Origin of the sequence: Rhodococcus sp. NPDC080181 (genome assembly GCF_040702225.1) — a bacterium.
GTDB lineage: Bacteria > Actinomycetota > Actinomycetes > Mycobacteriales > Mycobacteriaceae > Rhodococcoides > Rhodococcoides fascians.
Genome location: NZ_JBFBKN010000005.1, coordinates 1 through 23,249, shown reverse-complemented (window position 1 = coordinate 23,249; position 23,249 = coordinate 1). Strand labels below are relative to the sequence as shown.

At 66.0% G+C, this 23,249-nt stretch carries 18 protein-coding genes and 1 riboswitch; of the genes, 12 read left to right on the top strand and 6 right to left on the bottom strand.

Annotated features, from left to right (window positions below):
* Positions 1 to 24: 24 nt before the first annotated feature.
* The 3 genes from AB0O58_RS07535 to AB0O58_RS07525 are packed head-to-tail and all read left to right on the top strand — an operon-like array spanning position 25 to position 2,791.
* A complete protein-coding gene (locus AB0O58_RS07535) occupies positions 25 to 783 on the top strand; it encodes an SDR family NAD(P)-dependent oxidoreductase (protein WP_094622160.1) in 759 nt (252 codons plus the stop codon).
* Entirely contained in the window at positions 756 to 2,048 is a 1,293-nt protein-coding gene (cbiE, locus tag AB0O58_RS07530) for a precorrin-6y C5,15-methyltransferase (decarboxylating) subunit CbiE (RefSeq protein ID WP_230591942.1), read from the top strand. The genes AB0O58_RS07535 and cbiE overlap by 28 nt, the downstream gene beginning before the upstream one ends.
* Positions 2,045 to 2,791 (top strand): cobalt-precorrin-6A reductase, encoded by a 747-nt coding sequence (locus AB0O58_RS07525; protein WP_366238082.1) that lies wholly within the window; start codon positions 2,045 to 2,047, stop codon positions 2,789 to 2,791. The genes cbiE and AB0O58_RS07525 overlap by 4 nt, the downstream gene beginning before the upstream one ends.
* Here AB0O58_RS07525 and AB0O58_RS07520 read toward each other — a convergent pair.
* The 3 genes from AB0O58_RS07520 to cobG are packed head-to-tail and all read right to left on the bottom strand — an operon-like array spanning position 2,774 to position 6,075.
* Positions 2,774 to 4,267 (bottom strand): precorrin-2 C(20)-methyltransferase, encoded by a 1,494-nt coding sequence (locus AB0O58_RS07520; protein WP_032372420.1) that lies wholly within the window; start codon positions 4,265 to 4,267, stop codon positions 2,774 to 2,776. The two genes, AB0O58_RS07525 and AB0O58_RS07520, sit on opposite strands and share 18 nt — an antisense overlap.
* The gene (locus AB0O58_RS07515) at positions 4,264 to 4,890 is read right to left on the bottom strand and encodes a precorrin-8X methylmutase (protein ID WP_032372419.1); all 627 of its coding nucleotides are present in this window, start codon (positions 4,888 to 4,890) and stop codon (positions 4,264 to 4,266) included. Before AB0O58_RS07515 ends, AB0O58_RS07520 begins: the two co-directional genes overlap by 4 nt.
* A 54-nt stretch (positions 4,891 to 4,944) precedes the next feature.
* Positions 4,945 to 6,075 carry a precorrin-3B synthase gene (gene cobG, locus AB0O58_RS07510; protein ID WP_045841901.1) on the bottom strand — a complete coding sequence of 377 codons (1,131 nt, stop codon included), beginning with the start codon at positions 6,073 to 6,075 and terminating at the stop codon, positions 4,945 to 4,947.
* Positions 6,076 to 6,157: 82 nt separating this feature from the next.
* Positions 6,158 to 6,289, top strand: a riboswitch (cobalamin riboswitch).
* A 67-nt stretch (positions 6,290 to 6,356) separates the two neighbouring features.
* Between cobG and cobN the strand changes: the two genes are divergently transcribed.
* The 3 genes from cobN (at position 6,357) to AB0O58_RS07495 (ending at position 10,875) form a co-directional block, all read left to right on the top strand.
* Positions 6,357 to 9,962: a cobaltochelatase subunit CobN gene (gene cobN / locus AB0O58_RS07505; protein ID WP_032372418.1), complete on the top strand. Its 3,606-nt coding sequence runs from the start codon at positions 6,357 to 6,359 to the stop codon at positions 9,960 to 9,962.
* A gap of 18 nt (positions 9,963 to 9,980) precedes the next feature.
* Positions 9,981 to 10,361, top strand: coding sequence for a PPOX class F420-dependent oxidoreductase (locus AB0O58_RS07500; protein WP_027497107.1), 381 nt, complete (start codon positions 9,981 to 9,983; stop codon positions 10,359 to 10,361).
* Positions 10,362 to 10,449: 88 nt separating this feature from the next.
* On the top strand, positions 10,450 to 10,875 hold the full coding sequence (locus AB0O58_RS07495; protein ID WP_027497108.1) for a VOC family protein: 426 nt from the start codon (positions 10,450 to 10,452) through the stop codon (positions 10,873 to 10,875).
* 39 nt (positions 10,876 to 10,914) lie between these two features.
* Here AB0O58_RS07495 and AB0O58_RS07490 read toward each other — a convergent pair whose 3' ends face one another.
* Genes AB0O58_RS07490 through AB0O58_RS07480 form a run of 3 tightly spaced genes read right to left on the bottom strand, consistent with a single transcriptional unit; the run spans position 10,915 to position 14,577 of the window.
* Positions 10,915 to 12,276 carry a metallopeptidase TldD-related protein gene (locus AB0O58_RS07490; RefSeq protein ID WP_032372417.1) on the bottom strand — a complete coding sequence of 454 codons (1,362 nt, stop codon included), beginning with the start codon at positions 12,274 to 12,276 and terminating at the stop codon, positions 10,915 to 10,917.
* Positions 12,273 to 13,799 (bottom strand): TldD/PmbA family protein, encoded by a 1,527-nt coding sequence (locus AB0O58_RS07485; RefSeq protein WP_032382028.1) that lies wholly within the window; start codon positions 13,797 to 13,799, stop codon positions 12,273 to 12,275. The genes AB0O58_RS07490 and AB0O58_RS07485 overlap by 4 nt, the downstream gene beginning before the upstream one ends.
* Before the next feature lie 10 nt (positions 13,800 to 13,809).
* Positions 13,810 to 14,577: a TSUP family transporter gene (locus AB0O58_RS07480; RefSeq protein WP_032370548.1), complete on the bottom strand. Its 768-nt coding sequence runs from the start codon at positions 14,575 to 14,577 to the stop codon at positions 13,810 to 13,812.
* 17 nt (positions 14,578 to 14,594) lie between these two features.
* Between AB0O58_RS07480 and AB0O58_RS07475 the strand changes: the two genes are divergently transcribed.
* The 6 genes from AB0O58_RS07475 to AB0O58_RS07450 form a co-directional block, all read left to right on the top strand.
* A complete protein-coding gene (locus AB0O58_RS07475) occupies positions 14,595 to 15,755 on the top strand; it encodes a sensor histidine kinase (RefSeq protein ID WP_032400743.1) in 1,161 nt (386 codons plus the stop codon).
* Between the two features lie 16 nt (positions 15,756 to 15,771).
* On the top strand, positions 15,772 to 16,428 hold the full coding sequence (locus tag AB0O58_RS07470) for a response regulator transcription factor (protein WP_027497113.1): 657 nt from the start codon (positions 15,772 to 15,774) through the stop codon (positions 16,426 to 16,428).
* 81 nt (positions 16,429 to 16,509) lie between these two features.
* Positions 16,510 to 17,046 (top strand): FxsA family protein, encoded by a 537-nt coding sequence (locus tag AB0O58_RS07465; protein WP_032400742.1) that lies wholly within the window; start codon positions 16,510 to 16,512, stop codon positions 17,044 to 17,046.
* A gap of 17 nt (positions 17,047 to 17,063) precedes the next feature.
* Positions 17,064 to 18,659, top strand: coding sequence for an amidohydrolase (locus AB0O58_RS07460; RefSeq protein ID WP_032400741.1), 1,596 nt, complete (start codon positions 17,064 to 17,066; stop codon positions 18,657 to 18,659).
* Entirely contained in the window at positions 18,649 to 20,226 is a 1,578-nt protein-coding gene (lnt, locus tag AB0O58_RS07455; protein WP_032365823.1) for an apolipoprotein N-acyltransferase, read from the top strand. Before AB0O58_RS07460 ends, lnt begins: the two co-directional genes overlap by 11 nt.
* Before the next feature lie 636 nt (positions 20,227 to 20,862).
* A partial coding sequence (locus AB0O58_RS07450; RefSeq protein ID WP_366238081.1) for a condensation domain-containing protein occupies positions 20,863 to 23,249 on the top strand: 2,387 nt, incomplete at its 3' end.

Here is a 23,249-nt window from a genome sequence, read left to right as displayed (position 1 = left end):
GCTCGATCGGAGAGACTGTTCGGCGTGAGCAGACGATCTGAACCCGCCTCGGGAACGTTGTTGTTGCTCGGCGGCCGAAGCGAGATCGGTCTCGAGGTCGCCACTCGGCTGGCACCGGGACGAACCGTCGTACTGGCCGCTCGACGCAGTTCCGACCTGGCGACGCAACGGTCACGTGTGCTGCAGGCAGGCGCGACGACCGTCGATGCGGTCGAGTTCGACGCGAACGCCATGGACACCCACGAGGAACTCCTGCGCTCCGTCGTGGAACGGCACGGACCCATCGGAATCGTGGTGTTGGCGTTCGGGATTCTGGGGGATCAGACGCGCGCCGAGGACGACGCCGGGCATGCGCTGGAGGTGATCACGACCGACTTCCTGGCCCAGGTTTCCGTCCTCACCCACGCCGCGAAGGTACTGCGGGCGCAGAAGAGCGGCGATCTGGTGGTCTTTTCGTCCGTCGCGGGTGTCCGGGTGAGGCGGGCCAACTACGTCTACGGCTCGGCCAAAGCGGGTCTGGACGGCTTCGCCAGCGGACTGAGCGATTCCCTGCACGGCAGCGGCGTTCATTTGTTGCTCGCGCGCCCGGGGTTCGTCATCGGTTCGATGACCGAGGGCATGGACCCGGCGCCGATGTCCAGCACACCCGATCAGGTGGCCGCCGCGGTGGTGGCTGCGCTGCGCAGCCGGAAGTCGACGGTGTGGATCCCCGGCACTCTTCGGCCGGTGTTCTTCGCGATGCGACTGCTTCCGCAATGGCTGTGGCGCAGGATGCCGCGCTGATGGCGGAGCCCAACCCTCATCCCATCGCAGTGGTGGGAATCGGCGCGGACGGTTGGGACGGACTGTCTGCTGTCGCACGTGTCGTGGTCGAGCAGGCAGATGTCGTCTTCGGGTCGGCGAGGCAGCTTGCCGGCGTGGGGGACAGGTGCGCCGACGCCCGCGCGTGGCCCAGTCCGTTGCTGCCGAGCCTGCGGCCGATGATCGACTCCTGTGACGGCCGGACCGTGTGTGTGTTGGCCAGTGGCGACCCGATGTTTCACGGTATCGGTGTGAGCCTGGCTCGCGAATTCGGTGCCGAACGTCTGAGGGTGTATCCCGCACCGTCGTCGGTTTCGCTTGCCTGTGCGCGTCTGGGCTGGTCGCTCGCGCACACCACGACGGTGTCGCTGGTGAACAGCCCGGTCGAGACCGTCCTCCCGGAACTCGGCCACGGTCGTCGACTTCTCGTACTGAGCCGAGGCAGCTCGACACCGAGTGACGTGTGTGCGCTCTTGCGTGACAACGGTTTCGGTGCCAGTACGGTGAGCGTGCTCGAACAACTCGGCGGCCCGGCCGAACGCGTCACCCGGGGGACGGCGACGGACTCGACGTTCGCCGACGCCGACCCGCTCAACGTTGTCGCGCTCGAATGCGTTCGAGATCGCGGCGCCACCAGACTCACTCGCGTTCCGGGCCTGCCCGATTCGCAGTACACCGGCGACGGTCAGATGACCAAGCAGGAAGTGCGCGCACTGACGCTGTGCGCGTTGGCGCCCGGAGCCGGCGAGGTCCTGTGGGACGTCGGCGGAGGCTCGGGGACGATCGCCATCGAATGGATGCGCACCGATCCATCGTGTCGCGCAGTGACATTCGAGTCGTCCGGGGATCGTCGACACCAGATCACGACCAACGCACAACGGCTCGGGGTGCCCGGGCTGGCCGTGCTCGGCACTGCGCCCGGGGCTTTCGAAGAGGTCCCCGGCAGTGCAGGCGTTCCGGACGCGGTGTTCGTCGGCGGCGGGGCGACCGAGCCGGGCATGATCGAGCGGTGCTGGGCGGCCGTGCGTCCCGGTGGCCGATTGGTCGCCAATTCGGTGACCGCAGAATCGGATTCACTGCTGCTCTCGGCAGCTGCACGATACGGCGGTAGGCTGCGCCGGTTCCAGATCTACCGGGGTGAGCCGTTGGGGTCCTTCACCACCTGGCGACCACAACTGCCGGTCACCCAGTGGTGCGTGACGAAACCCTGGGGTGCGCCCGACGGGGCGGATGCGGACGAGCAGTGAAGGTCCTACTCCTGGGCGGCACGTCCGAATCCAGGCAACTCGCCGCCGCCGTGGCGGGCGTGCCCGGGATCGAGTTGATCACCTCGCTGGCCGGGCGCGTCGCCGAGCCGGCGCCGGTGTCGGGCCATACCAGGATCGGCGGTTTCGGCGGTGCCGACGCATTGGCACAGTGGATTCGAGACAACGCCGTCGATGCACTGGTCGACGCGACGCACCCGTTTGCCGCCACCATCACCGCGCATGCCGACTACGCTGCTCGGACAACCGGTGTCGCTCATCTCGTGCTGACCCGGCCACCGTGGATCGCGTCGGCGGACGACCAGTGGACCACCGTGGCATCCCTACCCGAGGCGGCCGCATCGATAGAACCGGGTAGTCGGGTGTTCCTCACCATCGGCAGGCAAGGCGTTCACCATTTCGCCGGAGTCGCCGATGCGTGGTTCCTGATTCGTTCGATAGATCCACCGACCGGTGCCGTTCCCCCTCGCGCCACCCTGGAACTGGGCCGCGGGCCGTTCGACCTCGCGCACGAGTCGGCAATGCTCGCCGACAACCGGATAGACGTGCTGGTCACCAAGAACAGCGGCGGCACGATGACCCGCGCCAAGGTCGACGCGGCGCGATCGGCCTCGATTCCCGTGCTGATGATCTCGCGACCCACCGCCGACACCTCGGCGTCGACGGTCGACGAGGTCGATGCCGCCGCTCGGTGGTTGATCGAACGCCTACGCGTCACTCCCTGACGGGTAGCGCCGCGACGTGAACACTCTCGGACCGCTTCCGGTCTCCACCACCGTCGTCATCGAGGAGCCGACAATGAGCAGGCATCGCATATCGATCGACTCGGGATCGAGTTCGCCGAGGGTCACGGTGCGCACCGATTCCTGCGCACTGCCTACCGCGCGCCCGATCACCACCGGCGTCTCCGGTGAACGATGTTCGAGCAGAACATCTTTCATGGCCGCGACCTGCCAGGTGCGAGTCTTCGAGGCGGGGTTGTAGATCGCGATCGCCATGTCGGCTTCGGCCACTGCCGAGAGCCGTCGGGCCACCACGTCCCAGGGCTTGAGGCGGTCGGAGAGGGAGATGACGGCGTAATCGTGCCCGAGCGGCGCGCCGACGCGGCTGGCAACAGCATTGGCTGCCGTCATTCCCGGGACCACGCGTACCGGTACCGAACTCCACTGCTGTTCGGCTGCAACCTCGATGACCGCTGTCGCCATCGCGAACACACCCGGATCACCCGAGGACACCACAGCGACGCGGCGACCCTGTTTGGCGAGGTCGAGGGCGAATGCCGCGCGCTCGGATTCGACCTTGTTGTCGCTCGCATGCCGAATCTGGCCGGGTCGCTGAGGAACTCGATCGATGTAGGTGATGTATCCGACCAGATCGGTTGCTGCCGCGAGTTCGGCTCGCACTTCGTCCGTCGTCCACACGTCGTCGCCCGGACCGAGACCGACCACGACCACTTCGCCCGTACTGGTGGGAAGTTCGGTTCGATTCGACGGACTCGGCACGACGATCATCGAGAAGTACGGCACGTTGTCCGCGTCGGCGGCATCGAGGACGCGTTGCTCGGCTGTACTGGCCCGCTCGACGTACCGCGCTTCGTCGAGCCTGCCGGATCGTTCCAGTGCATCGAGCACGGTCGGATAGGTTCGACCGAGTTTCATGATGACCGCGGCGTCGGTGCCGCGGAGTCGGCGAGTGAGCTCGTTCACCGGCAAGGTGCCGGGGAGGACGGTGAAAACCTCGTCGCGCTCCACCAGTGGAGTCGCCAGGGCGGCCGATGCAGCACTCACCGAGGTCACGCCGGGAACCACCTCGACCTCGAACCGGTGTGCCAGGCGTTTGTGCATGTGCATGTACGAGCTGTAGAACAGTGGATCGCCCTCGGCCAGAAGCACAACCGATCGGCCGGCGTCGAGATGAGCGGCGAGCCGTGCGGCAGCGGACTCGTAGAACTCGTCGATGGCCCCCTGATACCCACCGGGATGAGCCGTCGCCTCCGTGGTCACCGGATACACCAGGTGTTCCTCGATCTGCCCGTCGCGCATGTAACCGGCCGCGAGGGCGCGCGAGATGCTGCGACCGTGCCGAGCACTGTGGAAGGCGACGACGTCGGCCTCGCCGATCACGCGAGCGGCCTTGACGGTCAACAACTCCGGGTCGCCCGGGCCGACGCCCACTCCCCACAACTTTCCGCTGGAGCTCATTCTTGTTCGCTCGCAATGGCATTGACCGCGGCGACGGTGATGGGGCTGCCACCGCGTCTGCCCCGGACGACCAGATACTCCACGCCGAGTTCGGCGGCGATCAGATCTTCCTTCGACTCCGCCGCGCCGATGAATCCGACCGGGCCGCCGACGATGGCTGCGGGCTTCGGAGCCCCGGCCGCGAGCATTTCCATGAGGTGGAACAGGGCGGTCGGCGCGTTTCCGATCGCGACGACGGCACCGCCCAGCTTGTCACCCCACAACTCCAGCGCTGCAGCGGTTCTCGTGGTGCCCATACTCCGAGCCAAATCCGGTACCCGAGGATCGGACAGGGTGCACAGCACCTCGTTGTCGGCCGGCAGACGGCGACGAGTGATACCGGCGGCAACCATGTTGGCGTCGCACAACACGGGTGCCCCTGCGCGCAGAGCAGTTCGGGCGGACTCCACCACGTCGGGCGTGAAGCCGATCGTCTCGGTCAGGTCGATCTCACCGACAGCGTGAATCATGCGCACGACGACCTGGGCGACGTCCGGGGTGAACCGAGACAGATCCGCTTCGGCACGGATGGTTGCGAAAGACTGGCGGTAGATCTCCGCGCCGTCACGGATGTAGTCGTGCATGCGTGTCACGATAGGGGAGAGGGACCCCTCAGCCGGAAGCCGGTCTCCAGGTGCTCAGGACACCTGGTAGCCGATTCCCGTCGCAATGACGTCGGTCACCTCGCCTTTGGGTCGGCCGCATCGACGCTCGCAACCGGACCAATGCTGCCGCTCGTCCCGTGGCGTCATCCGCGCGTCGACCGCGGCCGCGAGGTCGGCTCGGACGTCGGCGAGGGACTTCTCGCAGCCGGGCGATCCGGTACAGGCACTGACTCGGATCCACGGTGACGCGGCGTCGAAGATCAGGCCCATGGGTGCGAGAACTCGAACGACCTGTTCGGCCGGTTCCTCGTCCAGATCACCCACGATCAGCGATCGCCACGGCGTCACGATCAGCGGACGATCGACGGCCGCGAGGAATTCGGCCAACCGCGCGCCGAGGACGCCGTTGGCCAGACCTGCGCCGAGCGCAACGTGGCCGTCGTCCTGATCGAGCCAGCCGATCGGTGGCACCTCGACCGGCGCGGGCATGGCCAGTACCGGTCCGGCCTGCAACCCGAGCACGTCGACGATGCGCGCGGCACCGCCGTCCAGTTCCGCCAGTCGCCATTCCTTGTGGCGCAACCGGACGAAGGCATCCGCGCAGTCGAGCAGAGTCGAGACCACGTGCTCGCGGTCGACGCGTACACCGCTGTCGCGTCCTGCCAACAGCACTGCAAACGACCCGTCGGCCTGGGCGTACACCCCGAAGTCGGGTTCGAGTCCGCACAGATCCCCACGGCCGTCGTCCAGGGCGAACAATGTTCGGCCGGGTAGTTCGGCGAGCTCGGGGCGAGCGCACACGGCAGCGTCGAGCTCGCCGACGAGACTGCGGACGTCGGTGAGTCCGCCGACCCGGCCCGACAGCGGCGAGGCGAGGATGTTGCGCACGCGCTCGTGCGTCGGAGACGGCAGCAACCCGGCCGCGGCCAACCTGTTCGCGAGCTCGTCCGGGTCCGAGACCGCACGAACCTGGATGTTGCCCCTCGACGTGAGTTCGAGCGAGCCGTCACCGAGCTCGGCCGCGGCCTCGGCCAGGACCTGCATCTGCTCCGGCAGCACGAGGCCGCCCGGGAGCCGGATTCTGGCCAACGGACCGTCCGCCGCTCGGTGCGTCGACAGAGCTCCGGGGCAGCCGTCGGGCACGGACCTACTGGGCGAACTCATGTTCACCAGGCTACAAGTGCCACGGGTGGCCCGATCTCGTCCCGGCACCGGTAGCATTCGATGTTCACGGCTCCGGCCGAGAGGAAACCGGTGAAATCCCGGTACGGTCGCGCCACCGTGACCGCCCTGTAGTTCGTCGAGAGCAGCCCGTCGGGAATGGTTCATGGGACCTGTTCTCGAGGATCGTGCCTTCGGGACGGGGCGGGAGTCGGACCCTCTCACCGACGAGCTCGGACGATTCACCGATCCAGGGGCGCGAAACCCCGAGGAGGGCGTTACCCGTGTTTCTGTTGCTGTCCACATCGGACACCGATCTGCTCAGTGCCCGCGCCAGTGGGGCCGATTTCACGTGGGGCAACCCGTCCCGCCTGCTGGCGGAAGACATCCCGTCGATGGCCGAATCGGCCGAGCTGATCATCGTCCGCATTCTCGGATCGCGTCGCTCGTGGGAGTCGGGAATCGAGGCCGTCCTGGCCACCGGTTTGCCCGTGGTCGTGCTGGGCGGCGAGCAGGCCCCGGATGCGGATCTGATGGAGATCTCCACGGTGCCCGCCAACGTCGCCGCCCAAGCGCACAACTATCTGGCCGAGGGCGGCTCGGGCAATCTGCGGCAGCTGTACAACTTTCTGTCCGACACAGTGCTGCTCACCGGTCACGGTTTCGACGCACCTCGACACCTGCCGACGTGGGGCCACCTCGAGCGGAACTCCGCCCAGCACTCCGACGGCCCGACCGTGGCGATTCTGTACTACCGCGCTCAGCATCTCGCCGGAAATACCACCTACATCGATGCCCTCGCCGCCGCAGTCGAGAACGCCGGGGCGAACGCACTGCCGATCTACTGTGCGTCACTGCGCACGGCGGAAGCCGACTTGCTGGAGACGCTGAAGTCGGCGGATGCCTTGATCGTGACCGTGCTGGCTGCGGGCGGCACCAAACCCGCCGGTGCTTCGGCAGGCGGCGACGACGAAGCCTGGGATGTCGCCGAACTCGCCGCCCTCGACGTTCCGATCCTGCAGGGTCTGTGCCTGACGAGTTCCCGCGCGACGTGGTCCGAGAACGACGACGGACTCTCCCCACTCGACGTGGCCACGCAGGTCGCGGTCCCGGAATTCGACGGCCGCCTCATCACGGTTCCGTTCTCGTTCAAGGAGATCGACGACGACGGCCTGACCACCTACGTTCCGGACCACGAGCGAGCAGCACGCGTTGCCGGCATCGCCGTCCGCCATGCGCGGCTCCGACACATCCCGGCCGCCGACCGCCGAATCGCCCTGATGTTCTCGGCGTATCCCACCAAACATGCCCGCATCGGCAATGCCGTCGGCCTCGACACTCCCGCCAGCGCGATCGCGTTGATGTCGGACATGCGTGAGGCAGGCTACGACCTCGGACCGCTCGAGGGCCCGGATTCGGTGCCCGGTCTGGCGGCCCGAGACGGCGACGCACTGATCCACGCCCTGATCGCCCGTGGCGGTCAGGACCCCAACTGGCTCACCGACGCCCAGCTCGAGGGCAATCCCATTCGTATTTCGGCGGCCCGGTATCGAACCTGGTTCGAGCAGCTTCCCGACGACCTTCGCGAGGGTGTGATCGAACATTGGGGACCGGCACCGGGTGATCTCTACGTCGATCGTTCCGCTGATCCCGACGGTGAGATCGTCATCGCAGCAATGCAATTCGGCAATGTGGTCATCATGGTTCAGCCGCCGCGCGGATTCGGTGAGAAGCCCGTTGCGATCTATCACGACCCGGATCTGCCGCCGAGCCATCACTATTTGGCCGCCTACCGGTGGATCTCCGCAGCCCGCGAGGACGGCGGCTTCGGGGCCGACGCGATGGTTCATCTCGGTAAGCACGGAAACCTGGAATGGCTCCCCGGCAAGACCCTCGGCATGTCCGCCTCCTGCGGCACCGACGCTGCATTGGGCGACTTGCCGCTGATCTATCCCTTCCTGGTCAACGATCCGGGGGAGGGCACACAGGCCAAGCGGCGAGCCCACGCCACTCTCGTCGATCACCTCATCCCGCCGATGGCGCGAGCGGAGAGCTACGGAGACATCTCTCGGCTCGAACAGCTGCTGGACGAACACGCGAACATTTCGGCTCTCGATCCGGCCAAGCTACCGGCCATTCGCCAGCAGATCTGGACACTGATGACCGCGGCACAGATGCACAAGGACCTCGGACTCGACGAGCGTCCCGACGAGGAAGTGTTCGACGACATGCTGCTGCACGTCGACGGATGGCTGTGCGAGATCAAGGACGTGCAGATCCGCGACGGGCTGCACATCCTGGGCCAGGAGCCCGTCGGCGATGCCGAGGTCGAGTTGGTGCTGGCGATGCTGCGCGCTCGGCAGATGTGGGGCGGCGAGCAGACGGTGCCCGGTCTACGCGAAGCTCTCGGGCTCAGCGAGGACGGCGACGAGGAACGCACGCGCGTCGACAGCATCGAGGCCGTCGCGCACGGACTGGTCGCGGCAATGCAAGCGACGCAGTGGAAACCGGCCGAGGCCGAGCGGGTTGCGGGCGAACACGGTGACGTGGTCGCAGAGATTCTGAGGTTCGCCGCCGCCGAGGTGGTACCGCGTCTACGCGGAACTTCCCGCGAGATCGAGCAGGTGTTGCACGCTCTCGACGGCGGGTTCATCGCGGCGGGTCCGAGCGGTTCACCGCTGCGCGGCCTGATCAACGTGCTTCCTACCGGCCGCAATTTCTACTCGGTCGACCCGAAGGCCGTGCCGTCGAAACTGGCGTGGGAGACCGGTCAGGCGATGGCAGAATCCCTGCTCGCACGCTACCGCCAGGATCACGGCGAGTGGCCGAAATCCGTCGGTCTCTCGGTGTGGGGCACCTCGGCCATGCGCACCTCGGGCGACGACATCGCCGAGGTGTTCGCTCTGCTCGGAGTCTCCCCGGTGTGGGACGAGGCCTCGCGCCGGGTGACGCGCCTCGAGGTGATCGACCTCGACGAGCTCGGCCGCCCTCGCATCGATGTGACGGTTCGGATCAGTGGATTCTTCCGTGACGCGTTTCCGCACGTGCTCGCCCTTCTCGACGACGCGGTTCGGATGGTGGCTGCGTTGGACGAGGAGCCCGAGCAGAACTACGTCCGTGCACACGCGCAGGCCGATCTGGCCGAACACGGTGACGAACGACGTTCTACGACACGCATTTTCGGGTCGAAGCCAGGAACGTACGGCGCCGGGTTGCTTCAGCTGATCGACAGCAAGACGTGGCGCAGCGACGACGACCTCGCTCAGGTGTACACCACCTGGGGCGGCTTCGCCTACGGCCGCGGACTCGACGGAGTACCCGCGTCGGACGACATGCGCACTGCGTACAAGCGTATTGCCGTGGCCGCCAAGAACACCGATACACGTGAGCACGACATCGCCGATTCCGACGACTACTTCCAGTACCACGGAGGCATGGTCGCGACGGTGCGCGCGCTGACCGGAAAGTCGCCCGAGGCATACATCGGTGACAGCACGCGGCCGGAATCGGTTCGCACGCGCACACTCTCGGAAGAAACCGCCCGCGTCTTCCGCGCTCGGGTCGTCAACCCTCGGTGGCTCGAAGCCATGCGCAGGCACGGCTACAAGGGTGCGTTCGAGATGGCGGCGACCGTGGACTACCTGTTCGGTTACGACGCCACCACCGATGTGGTGCAGGACTGGATGTACGAGAAGTTGGCCGAGACCTATGTGCTCGACGAGCAGAACCAGAAGTTCATGCAACAGTCCAATCCCTGGGCACTGCACGGTATTGCCGAACGACTGCTCGAGGCCGCGGAGCGCAAGATGTGGGCCGAGCCGGACAAGCAGGTTCTCGACGGCTTGCGCCAGGTGTACCTGGAAACCGAAGGTGAGCTCGAGGGGGAGTAGCGACGTACCCTTCTCGGTATGACTGCCACCTTCGAGGACATTGCCAAGGGCAAGTACGTACTGCTGACGACGTTCAAGAAGGACGGCACCGCCGTACCGACCCCGCTCTGGGGTGCGCTCGACGGTGATCGTCTGCTCGTGTGGACGGTGTCGGATTCGTGGAAGGTCAAGCGCATTCGCCGTAACTCGAAGGTTCTGCTCGCACCGTGCGACATGCGCGGCAAACCCCAGGGCGACGCGGTCGACGCGACAGCCGAGATCCTCGATGCAGCCGGCACCGAGAAAGCGCGCGCGGCGATAGTGTCGAAGTACGGCATCCTGGGCTGGCTCACCGTGAAGGGCAGCGTTCTTCGAAGGGGCAAGAGCGGCTCGGTCGGGCTCGCGATCACTCCCGCGTAACCGGTCTGCACGACGACACCATCGTTGGTATGCGCAGTTCCGAATGCTTCATGAGGCGGCTTCCCCTGCTGCCGGAACGGAGCACCACGTGCCTATTGCAGTGACCGATTACAACCATGTCCGACTCACCGTCAGTGACATCGACCGATCCCGATCGTTCTACGACTCGGTGTTCGGCTTCGAGGTGGCCTACGCCTGGGATCCCGACGCGGACGAGGAGACCAAGAAAGCCCTGTGGTTCCTCTTCGGCGGCGTGATCTACAAGTTCGGCGGGGGTTTGCTCGGTCTGCGCCCGGTCGCGCCGAGCGACGACACCTTCGCCGAAGATCGTTGTGGGCTGGACCACCTCAGCTTCACCGTCGATACCCGTGCCGCGCTCGAGGATGCAGTCAAGACGCTCGATGAGCTCGGCATCGCGCACGAGGGCATCAAGGACGCAGGGCCCGGACTGTCCATCGTGGAGTTCCGCGACCCCGACAACATCGCTCTCGAGTTGTCCGGACCCGACAAGTAACGGTCGGACGCAGGGCCTGCGGGAACGACCCCGCAGACCCTATTGCGCGGCGCTGACCGAGGACATGTGAAAGTCCGGAATGCGCAGCGGCGGCATTGCCGTGCGAGTGAACCAGTCCTTCCACTCGCGCGGCAGTGTCGCCTCGGTCCGTCCGGCCTCGGTGACACGTCGCAACAGATCCAGAGGACTCTCGTTGAACCGGAAGTTGTTGACGGCTCCGATGATCCGGCCGTCCTCGATGGCGTAGACACCGTCGCGGGTGAGACCCGTGAGCAGCAACGAGGTCGGATCGACCTCTCGGATGTACCACAGTGTCGTCAGTAACAGCCCGCGCTCGGTCGACGCGACCATCGCGTCGATCCCGGTGTCGCTGCCGCCGGTGAGGATCAGATTCTCCCCGGGGACGGCAACGGGTACCTCGAACTTCCGGGCTCCGGCGCGTGTATAGGCCAGTGCTGCGATCGCGCCGTCCCGGATCCAATCGACCCGGTCGATGCCGAGACCGTTGTCGAACACCGACACCGCATCACTGGAGGAGCCCGCCGCGACGAACGGCGCGTACCCGAGACCGGGCTCGCGCGGGTCGGAGTGCAGCGTCAGCGGCAGCTCGGTGAGCTTCTCGCCGACTCGGGTGCCACCGGCCCGCGAGAGTGCGGTGCGCCCCTCCTGGGCCCCGCGCCCCTCCATGGTCCACATCAGGTAGATCATCAGATCGGCCACGGCGGAGGGCGGCAACACCGTGTCGTACCGACCGGCGGGACGCTCCACGGTGTTCTGCGCCCAGCCCAGCCTGGTGGACAATTCTCCGAGCATCGATGCCGCCGACACGTCGCGAAAATCGGCTGTACCTTTTCCCACCCAGGCACTCGCCCCGGACCGCTTTCCGTTGACTTCGATCGACCCGGTCGGCTGTGTGAACGTGCGTCGCACTCCGGTCGAGGTTCCGAGCCACACGTTGTCGACGCGATGCTCGGCGAATCCGTACAACGTGTCTCGGCCGTCGAATCCGACGTTCAGTTCCGTTGCCAGCGAACCGAACACGTCGATCGACGTGGCCTGCGCGTGTCGATCCCAGCCGTCCGGCTCGGAATCGGGGGTCAGCAGCGGCATCGCGTCGTCCGCAGGCTCGGCGGCGCGGGCCGCTGCTTCACTGGCACGCACGACGTCCGCGATCTCGCTCGGATCGACACTGGTGGACGACACCGAACCCACCCGCGCCACGTCCCCGTTCCGGACGATGGACACCACCACCCACTGCCTCGAAGTGGAGACGCCGTTCGTGGTCATCGAATTGCCCGCCCACCGAAGCGTCGCGTCGCTGGAGTCGGTGACGAGGACGACGGTGTCGTCGACGTTCGCACACGCCAACGCACGTTCGATCACCTGCTGCGGCTCGATCATCGACCTGCCTCCGATCGGGTGTTGAGGACGTTGACCCCGCGGAACAGTGCGACCGGGCAACCGTGACTGACCGCGGCGACCTGACCGGGTTGGGCCTTGCCGCAGTTGAATGCCCCACCGAGTTTCCAGGTGGAGCGACCTCCGAGCAGTTCCATCGAACCCCAGAAATCCGTCGTCGTCGCTTGATAGGCGACGTCGCGCACCTGGCCGTCGAGCACACCGTTTCGAATCCGGTAGAAGCGTTGTCCGGTGAACTGGAAGTTGTACCGCTGCATATCGATCGACCACGATTTGTCGCCGACCACGTAGATACCGTCCTCGACCGCGGCGATGACCTCCTCGGTCGACCGGTCGGTGTCGGGATCGGGCTGCAACGACACGTTCGCCATGCGTTGGATCGGAACGTGATGTGCGGAGTCGGCGTAGGAGCATCCGTTGGACCGTTCCAGTCCGAGCCTCGGGGCGAAGACCCGATCGAGTTGGTAGCCGACGAGTGTTCCGTCGCGAACCAGATCCCACTTCTGCGCGGCCACGCCGTCGTCGTCGTAGCCGATACTGGCGAGACCGTTCACCTCGGTCCGGTCTGCGGTGACGTGCATGATGGGTGAGCCGTAACGCAAGGTTCCGAGCTGATCGGGTGTGGCGAAGGACGTCCCGGCGTAGGCGGCCTCGTACCCGATCGCTCGGTCGTATTCCGTTGCGTGTCCGATGGATTCGTGGATGGTGAGCCACAGGTTGGTGGGATCGATGACGAGATCCGTCGGACCTGCCACCACCGACGGGGCCTTGACCTTCTCGGCCAGCCACTCCGGGATGCGCGCGAGTTCGTCCGCCCAGTCCCACGTGCTGTGTTCACCGAGGTATTCCCAGCCGCGTCCGACCGGCGGTGCCAATGTCCGCATCGAATCGAACGCACCGGCCGCTCGGTCCACGGCAGTGGCCTCGAACTGAGGGTGTAGTCGTACCCGTTGCTGAGTGATCGAGCTGCCCGCCGAATCGGCATAGAACGACTGTTCCTTGACCTGCAGCACCGACGCCGTGACGTGGTCGACGCCGTCGGAGGCGGACAACCTGGCCGAGTACTCGGCCAGCAGCGCCACTTTGTCGGTGGTGGGAACGTCGAACGGGTCGATCTCGTACTGCGAGACCCAGACCGCGTCCGAGTACACCGGTTCGGGCGCGAGTTCGACCCGTTCGCGGTTGAGCACGCGTAACGCCGTCGCCACCTCGGCCGCACGCCGCGCCGTGGTGGCAGCCGCGTCGGTACTCAGCTCGGCGTGAGAGGCGAAACCCCAGGTGCCGTCGACGACCACGCGCACCGCCAACCCGATTTCCCCCGCGTCGACGGCGGATTGCACCGAGCCGTCGCGCAGTGAAATCGACTGGGTCGTCAGCCGCTGCACCCGGAAGTCCGCATGCGAGGCTCCGGCCGTGCGCGCCGCGCTCAGGGCCGCGTCGGCAAGTTCTCGCAGGGGGAGGGCGAGGAAATCGGCGTCGACCGACCGGTCCGATGGTGTCGTCACGACTGTGACGCTAGCCGAATTGTTGCCAGCCGAGGCGTAGGACCATGCCGATCACGACGACGAGCAACACGATCCTGACGAAGCCTGCACCCCTGGCGACCGCCGTCCTCGAACCGAGTACCGCACCGACGACATTGCAGGCGGCCATCGCAGCACCGAGTTGCCAGTACACACTGCCGGTGAATGCGAAGTAGGTCAGCGCACCGACATTGGAGCCGACGTTGATCACCTTTGCCATCGCGGCGCTGCGGACGAATTCGGTGCCCAGCATCGTCGCGAAGACGATGATGAGGAAGGTGCCGGTGCCGGGTCCGAGAATGCCGTCGTAGAACCCGATGCCGGCTGCGGCGAGACCGATCACGATCAGAACTTTGCGATGGGTCGGGGGCGACGGTGCCGCGGTACGACCGATGGTCGGTCGGCAGGTCACCAGTACCGCAACGCCGACCAGCACGACCATGATGATCGGCACGAAGAGGTCGCGGTCGATCAACGACACCGCGGCAGCGCCCGCCGCCGAGGTCGTCGCCGCGATCGCGCCGGCAGGAACGAGCACCTTCCAGTCGAGCGAGACCTTGCGGGCGAACGTGACGACGGCGGCGACTGTTCCGAAGACTGCGGTCGCCTTGTTGGTCGCGAGGGCTGCCTGCTGTGTCAGTTGCGGTGCCACGAGCAAGATCGCCGGCAACAGAATGAGACCGCCGCCGCCGACCACGGCGTCGACCCATCCTGCTGCCGTCGCGGCGGCCATCAACAATCCCCAGTCCGCGACAGTCATACGGCAAACTCAATCACATGCGTCGATTCAGCCTGTGGCTCCGTGGCCAACCGTTCGTGGCCGACGCACTGCTCGCCAGTGGGCTTTTCGTCATCGAGATTCTCGTTTTCGTGAGTTCGGCCGACGGCCTGAACGGGCCGTTGTTTCTGGCCTTCTCGGTGGTCCTGACCGTTCCCGTCGCGTGGCGGCGTCGGTTCCCCAGGTCCGTGGCGGCCGTGGCGCTCGTGTCGACGTTCGTCGCCGACGTGTGGGGAGCCATGGTCGGGGATACCTCCAACGGCCATCCGGCCGCACTGGCGTTGCCGATCATGCTCTACACCCTGGTGGCCTACGTCGGCCGCGCACAGGGGGCCGTCTACGCCGCCGGTGTGGCCGCCTACTCGGTGTCGTCGTTGTTGCTCTTCCACCAGCCGTTGTTCACGACGCTGCTGTTCAGCGCTCTGCTGTACGCACTGTCGTGGGTCGCTGCCGAATTCCTCGGTGCCCGACGCGCATACGACGAGGCGATGGAGGCCCGACTGATCGTGGCCGAGTACGACCGGGATCGCCGCGCCGAGGAGGCCGTGCTCATGGAAAGAACACGCATCGCGCGCGAGCTGCACGATGTCGTCGCCCACGGGGTGAGCGTGATGGTGGTCCAGGCCGACGGGGCGTCGTATGCCATCCGGCGCAACCCCGAACGTGCCGAGCAGGCGGTGGCCAACATCTCGGCGACGGGCCGGCAGGCGCTGGCCGAACTGCGTAGAACGGTCGCACTGCTGCGAACGACCCCCGACGCGGACGACATGCCCGAGTACGGCACGGCCGGTCTGGCCCGCGTCGTGGAAATGATGAGTCGAGCGGGCCTGAACGTCGAGTTGGAACAGACGGGCAATCTCGACGACATCAGTCCGGCGATCAGTCTCGGCGTACACCGACTCGTCCAGGAATCGCTGACGAACGTTCTTCGGCACGCCGGCCATGCCCCACGAGCCGTCGTGCGGGTCGCACGCGAAGCAGACACCGTCACCGTCGAGATCTCCGACAACGGCACCGGCAGTGCGGCGCCACCGACCCGTGGCGGAGGACACGGACTGGTGGGGATGCGGGAGCGAGTCGCGGTGTTGCAGGGCACGTTGCAGGTCGGTCGAACACCCCAGGGCTCCTGGCTCGTGCGGGCGAGACTGCCGATCGAGTAGGCGTTAGGTTGTGTCGGTGCCGATCACCGTTGTCGTCGTGGACGACCAGGAACTGATGCGAATGGGCCTGAACATGGTGCTCGAAGCCCAGGACGACATCGAGGTGATCGGTGAAGCGTCCGACGGCTCCGGTGCCATCGAAGCCGTGGCACGGTTGGCGCCCGCCGTGGTCTTGATGGACGTCCGCATGCCCGGGATCGACGGGGTCTCCGCCACTCGAGCGATCACCGAATCGGGATCGGACACCAGGGTTCTGGTCATGACGACGTTCGATCTCGACGAGCACGTACTCGGTGCGCTCAGGGCAGGAGCCAGTGGATTTCTGCTCAAGGACACACCGCCCGAGGATCTGGTATCCGCGATTCGGAGCGTGGCTGCGGGTGACGCCGTCGTATCACCGAAAGTCACGAAGAGGCTGTTGTCGCGGTTCGTCGAGCGCACCGAGCCGGCCGTCGACCCATCGGTACTGGACGGCCTGACCGGGCGTGAGCGAGAGGTCATGGCGCACCTGGCAACCGGGCTGTCCAATGCCGAGATCGCGACGGTGTTGCACCTGTCCGAGGCGACCATCAAGACCCACATCGGCCGAATACTGACCAAACTGGGAGTACGTGACCGAGTGCAAGCCGTCGTACTCGCCTACGAATCCGGCCTCGTCAGACCCGGATCCTGAGAATCTCCAGGCAAACAGGACGCATCGGGAGAAAAACGACTGTGCCGGACGTTGTACGGACCAAGCGAAGAAAGGACCGTCATGCTCGCTCTGTTCGTGCTCTACGTCGTGGTCGAGGTTGCAGCCCTGGTCGCTGTGGGCAGTGCACTCGGTGTGCTGTGGACCGTGGTGCTGCTCATCGCCGGATCGTTGGTCGGTTCGTTGCTGGTCCGTTCGCAAGGCCGGCGGGTACTGGACGGCCTGCGACGCGCATCGCAGGGTGAACGCTCGGCCGAGGGAGCCGTGGCCGACGGCGCACTCTTCGCTGCAGGGTCGGTGGCCATGTTCGTGCCCGGCCTGGTGACCACGGTGGTAGGCCTGTTGCTGTTGATCCCACCGACTCGCTGGCTGCTCCGGCCTGCCGTGCTGTGGGCGGCCGCGCGGTGGCTGCCCCGAGTCGCGGCGTCCACTCGGCGCATGCGCCCCACGGTCATCGACGGTGAGGTACTCGACGACCGTACGGCCGACGAGAATCGCGGACCACGAACCACCGGGCCGTCGCTCGTTCTCGAGGGTGAGGTGATCGACCCGGGCCGCGTCGATCCCGCTGCCGGGGATTTCCCCAAGCCCCACCGGTAGGGGCAGACTGGTCGCTCGTGACCACCGAATTGTTCTGCGGCGGACGGATCTACAGTCCTTCGGCTCCCGATGCCACCGCCATGGCCGTGACCGACGGAATCATCAGCTGGATCGGTGAGGATCGCACCGGAAGAGCCTTGCACCCCGGCGTTCCCATCACCGATCTGGCCGGTTCTTTCGTTGCTCCGGCGTTCGTGGACACGCACGTTCACGTGACCGACCTCGGACTGTCGCTGATCGGCCTGGACCTGAGCCGGTCCACGTCGATCGAAGAGTGCCTGCGCATGGTGCGAGAACATGCGGCATCCTCGGAAGACGAACTGCTCTGGGGTCACGGTTGGGACGAGTCGACCTGGTCCGAACAACGTCCTCCCACCACCGCCGAACTCGATGCGGCTGCTCCCGGACGAGCGGTGTACCTCACCCGAGTCGACTCGCATTCTGCCGCCGTATCCACCCGGTTGCGGTTCGCCGCGTCCGCTGCCGACGCCACTTCCGGCTACTCCGAACAGTCTCCACTGACCGCAGACGCGCACCATCGTGCTCGGCAGACCGCTCGCTCGCTGCTCACCGCCGACACCCGACGCCGAGCAAGGGCTGCTGCGCTGGACGACGCCGCGGCGCACGGGATCGTCGCGGTTCACGAATGTGCGGGACCGGTGGTGTCGGGCATCGACGATTTCCGCGAACTCATGAACACCGAGCACGGCGTCGAAATACGCGGCTACTGGGGCGAGCTGGCAGATACCGCCGAACGCGCCCGTGAGTTGCTCGAAGAGACCGGTGCCCACGGATTGGCAGGCGATATCTTCGTCGACGGATCCCTCGGGTCGCACACCGCATGGTTGAGCTCGCCGTACGCCGATGGTCCCGGAACCGGTGTGTCGTACGCAGATGTCGACGCCATAGCTGCACACATCGCCGCCTGCACGACGGCCGGAATTCAGGCCGGCTTCCACGTCATCGGCGACGCCGCTGTGTCGGCCGCCGTCACTGCATTCGGCCGGGTGGTCGCCGATCTGGGCACACCCGCCGTCGCGTCCTGCGGACACCGGCTCGAGCACGTGGCAATGGTGTCCGCGCAGCAAGCCGACCTGTTGGCGTCGTGGGGCGTCATCGCCAGCATGCAGCCGGCGTTCGACGCGGCGTGGGGCGGAGCCGACGGCCTCTACGCCGCGCGTCTGGGTGCCGAGCGCGCTGCCGAACTCCATCCGTTCGCACGCCTGGCGTCTGCGGGAGTCTCGCTGGCGTTCGGCTCCGATGCGCCGGTGACGTCCCTCGATCCGTGGGCGACGGTCCGCGCTGCGGCGAACCACCGCACTCCGGGGAGCTCGGTGTCGCCCCGTGCTGCGTTCTCGGCTGCGACGCGCGGTGCATGGCGGGCGGGGGGAGTGCGCGACGGTTTGGCCGGAACACTGGTGCCGGGAGCCCCCGCGTCCTTTGCGGTGTGGGACGTGGACGAGCTCGTCGTGCGAGCACCGAAGGACAGCGTTCAACGGTGGTCGACCGACCCCCGTGCGGGCGTGGCACCGCTGCCCAGCCTCGAGGCGTCGTCCGTCGGTCCCCGCTGCTCGATGACGGTGCACCGTGGACGGGTCGTTCATGAGCAGTGAGAACCCCTCGACCGCGCGACTGACCCGGCTGTACGGACCTGCGCTGTCGACCGTCCTGGCTGCCGTTGCCGGCGCGCTCGTCTTCGCCAGTTTTCCGCCGCGAACGCTCTGGTTTCTGGCACCCATCGGCATCGCAGTACTGGCACTGGTTCTGACGGGGTTCGGCGGCCGCCGATCGGTGTCGCTGAAAGGCGGATTCGGATACGGCTACGTGGCCGGCCTCGCCTTCTTCGTTCCTCTGCTCCCGTGGATCGGCGTCTACGTCGGCCCGGTGCCGTGGCTCGCGCTGGCCGCAGCCGAATCGGTGTTCCTCGGTCTGTTCGGTATGACGGCCGTGCTGGTTGCGCGGAGCGCGTGGTGGCCGCTGTCGATGGCCCTGATGTGGAGCGCCGCCGAGTGGCTTCGGTCGAGCGTTCCTTTCGGAGGGTTTCCGTGGGGCCGGCTGGCGTTCGGACAACCCGAGGGCTGGTTGCTTCCGTTGGCGAGCATCGGAGGCGCACCGCTGCTCAGTTTCGGGGTCGCGCTCACCGGTACCGGACTGGCCGCGCTGGTGCTGACACTCACGCGTCGCGTCACCGCCCGATCGCTCGTCGGACCGGTCGTGACCACGGCGATCGCATCGATCACTGCGGTGTCGCTGATCCCGACTCTGCACACGAACGACACCGGGGACGGCGATCGCACGGCGACGATCGCTGCCATTCAGGGCAGTGTTCCTCGCCTGGGGCTGGACTTCAACGCGCAGCGACGCGCGGTACTGGACAACCACGTGCGCGAGACGATGGCGCTGGCCGCCGATGTCGACGCGGGCAGGCAACCCGCGCCGGATCTCGTCGTGTGGCCGGAGAACGCATCGGATATCGACCCGCTGCGCAACTCCGACGCTGCGACGCTCATCACGCAGGCGTCGGTTGCCGTCGGTGCGCCGATCCTCGTGGGCACCGTCCTGGTCAACGCGAACAACACGAACACCAATTCCGTCATCGCGTGGAACGGTGCGGAAGGACCAGGGGAGCGGCACGACAAGAAGATCATTCAGCCCTTCGGCGAATACTTGCCGTACCGAAGTTTTTTTCGACTGTTTTCGGAATACGCCGATCGAGCGGGTTATTTCGTTCCTGGAAATGGAAACGGTGTCGTACACGCTGCAGGAATAGCGGCCGGAATAGCCACGTGCTACGAAGTCGCATTCGATCGAGCCCTCGACGAGTCCGTTCGTTCGGGTGCGCAATTCATCGCGATCCCTACCAACAACGCCACGTTCGGCGATACCGAAATGACGTATCAACAGCTGGCGATGTCGCGGGTGCGAGCCGTCGAACACGGACGCACCGTCGTGGTTGCGGCGACGAGCGGCGTCAGTGCCGTAGTCGGACCCGAGGGGAACGTCCTGCAACAAACCCCGCTGTTCGAGCCGGATGTACTGGTATCGACGGTCGAACTGCGGAGCTCGCTCACACCCGCAACACGCATCGGTTTCGGCGCGGAGCTGGCGCTGATTCTGGCCGCGGCAGTGGGGTTGATCGCGACGCTCGTCGACGTCCGACGTCGACGGCTTCGTGAATGAAACAATCGTCAAGTTTGTTCGGGTCGGTATTCGGCGCATCGACGGTCCGAATCACTATCATTCGTTCGATGTAAAAACGGCGGTCGGGTGGCGCACACAAGCGATCCTGTAACAAGCTTCTCCGAACAATCGATGCCCACTAGGACTACCGCACAAAAGAACTTCGCCGATGTTGTATCTTTGTAAGCCGCTGGAGGTGTTGGAGGTCCAGGATGCGGCCGCCGTCGTACCCCCGAATGCCGCCTCGGTCACGATGTCAGGGGAGCGAACAATCGGCATCGATGCCGCGTCCGGATCGAGCGCCTGACAGGGAGGGGGAACCGTGTTCCTGAGTTCACGGACACCGTCGATCGGCTCTACTTCGCGTGAGGTTCCCGCGATGCAGCCCGCCCGGTGAAAACGGGGTTCTTCCCTGTTTCAATCCGACAAGCTCCAGGCGACGAATCCAAACCGCCCCACAACCGCCATCGAGTGTGTGTGGACCGATACGAACGCAGACCAGAACGGACGCCAGAATTGCTCAATCGCGCGCAGACGCCGCCGCGGCCGGAGATCTCTCACCAGGCCGAAGGCTCCGATTCCACGGGTTCGACGTCGGCTTTTGCCGGTGCCTCCGTCCCGCCGAAAGGCAAGTGAATGCGCGCAGTGACCACCGGTGGCTCTCAGGTCCCGCCGACCGGAACAGGGTTCGACAATTCCTTCCCGCTGTCCTCGGCGCAGCGCGGAATGTGGTTTGCGCAACAACTCGCGCCTGACGTCGCTGTCTGTATCGCCCAATACGTCGATCTGCGCGGACCACTTGACATAGCGGTTCTCCAGGAGGCGTCGGCCCGCGCCGGGCACGAGTTCCAGTCGGCCTACCTGCGCCTGGCCCAGGTCGACGGGGAGCCGGTTCAGACGGTCGACCACGGCATAGATCAGTCGGTGCACTACCTGGATCTTCGCGGCGAAGACGATCCGATGGCGTCGGCGCTGGCGTGGATAGACGAGAACTACGTCAAACCGGTCGACATGGAGAACGATCCGCTCGTCGACAGCTGGATTCTTCAGGTCGAGGACGAACGCAACCTCTGGTACAGCAAGATCCACCACGTCGCCCTCGACGGCTACGGTGCCATGACACTGGTCCAGCGCACCGCCGCGCTCTACACCGCAGCGGTCGAGAATGTCGAACCCGAGCCGAACAAGGCAGCCGAACTTCGGCGACTGTACGACCTCGATCAGGAGTACCGGACGTCCACTCGTTTCGAGACGGACAAGGAGTACTGGACATCGAGGGCCGCGGGCATCCACGACGGTGCCACGCTGTCCAACACACCCGGTCATACCATCGCGGCCAGCAAGCTGCGCAGTGTCGCACTGCCCGATGACGTCGTCACCGAACTCGAAGCGTCGGACTCGACGAAGGGCGGGACGGCCGCCGCGGTGTTCATCGCTGCATTCGGCTGTTACCTCTCGCGCATGACCGGGCGCGAAGACGTCCTGGTCAACATCCCCGTGTCCGCGCGCACCACGGCCCTCCTCCGTCGATCCGGCGGAATGTTGGTCAACGTCGCACCCATTCCGATGCGCGTCTCCGAGAAGGCCACCGTCGGTGAACTCGTACAGCAGGTACAACTCGAGCTGATGGGTGCGTTGCGGCACCAGAGGTTCAGCATCGAAGATATCCGGCGCGAGTTGGCAGCCACGGGAAGCGACAAACAACTCGCCGGCCCGATGGTCAACATGATGCTGTTCCATCAGCAGATTCAGCTCGGCTCGATCGTCGGCGAATTCAACATCGTCACGTCCGGCCCGGTCGAGGACCTCCTCGTCAACGTTTACCAAAGTGGCACTCCTGCAAGAACATTCGTCGATTTCCGGGCAAACCCCAACCGCTACGACGACAACGACCTGACGACGCATCACTCCAGTTTCGTCGACATGGTGACCGAATTCATCGCCTCCGGCCCGGACGTGCCCGTCCTGCAAGTTCATCCGGACAGCGCCCTCGAAGGTCGTCGCCGCCGCCGCGCTGCGGCGCACGTAGCCCACTGGGTCGATCGACTGGCCGATGCGCCGGACCTGCTCGCTCTGCCGACCGACCGCCCCCGGCCTTCGCGCATCGGGCATGTTCGCGCATCGCACGAGGTTGCCCTCGGGTCCGCAGCGTGGGATGCCGTGAGCCGACTCGCCGACGACAGCTCGACCACCCCGTTCGTCGTGCTCGAATCCGCTGTGGCCGTTCTTCTTTCGCGTCTCGCATCCACCGATGACGTCTCGATCGCAGTACCCTCCGGCCGCGGCGAGACGGTTGTTCTGCGCACTCGCCCCGACGGCCGCCAGTCGTTCTCGGACTTCGTCGGCACCACCGCGGCAGAGTTCGTCGATGCGTCCGCCCACGCCGATGCCACCTTCGCCGAGATAGCCCGAGCACTCGGCTCGGCCGAAACCGGCTCGCACAACCCCCTCGCCCAGGTCGCGCTCCGCTTCGGGGAGTCTCCGCTTCCGCGCGACGGAATAGATTTCGATCTCGTCGTCACGGTTCACGAGTCCGAATCTCCGCATGTCGTCATCGATTACGCCACAGAACTGTTCGATGCCGGCAGTGTTGCTCAGATCGGTCGTCGTCTGGTGCGCATCGTCGACGCACTGACGAATGACCCACAGCGTGCCGTCGGTGACGTGGAGTTGCTCTCCGCCGCCGAACGTGCGCGTCTCGCTCCGGTTCGTGGTCCGCGTTCTGTTGCGGGTGTGGTGTTGCCGGAGTTGTTGGCTGGTGCGGTCGGTGTTGCTGGTGTCGGTGGTGTTGCGGTGGTGTCGGGTTCGCGGGTGCTTTCGTATGGGGAGTTGGATGCGGCGTCGTCGCGTGTGGCGCGGGTGTTGATGTCGTGTGGTGTGGGTCCGGGGTCGTTCGTGGCGTTGGCGTTGTCGCGGTCGGTGGAGTCTGTGGTGGCGGTGTGGGCGGTGGCGAAGGCCGGTGGTGCGTTCTTGCCGGTGGATCCGAATTATCCGGTGGATCGGATCGAGCACATGTTGGTCGA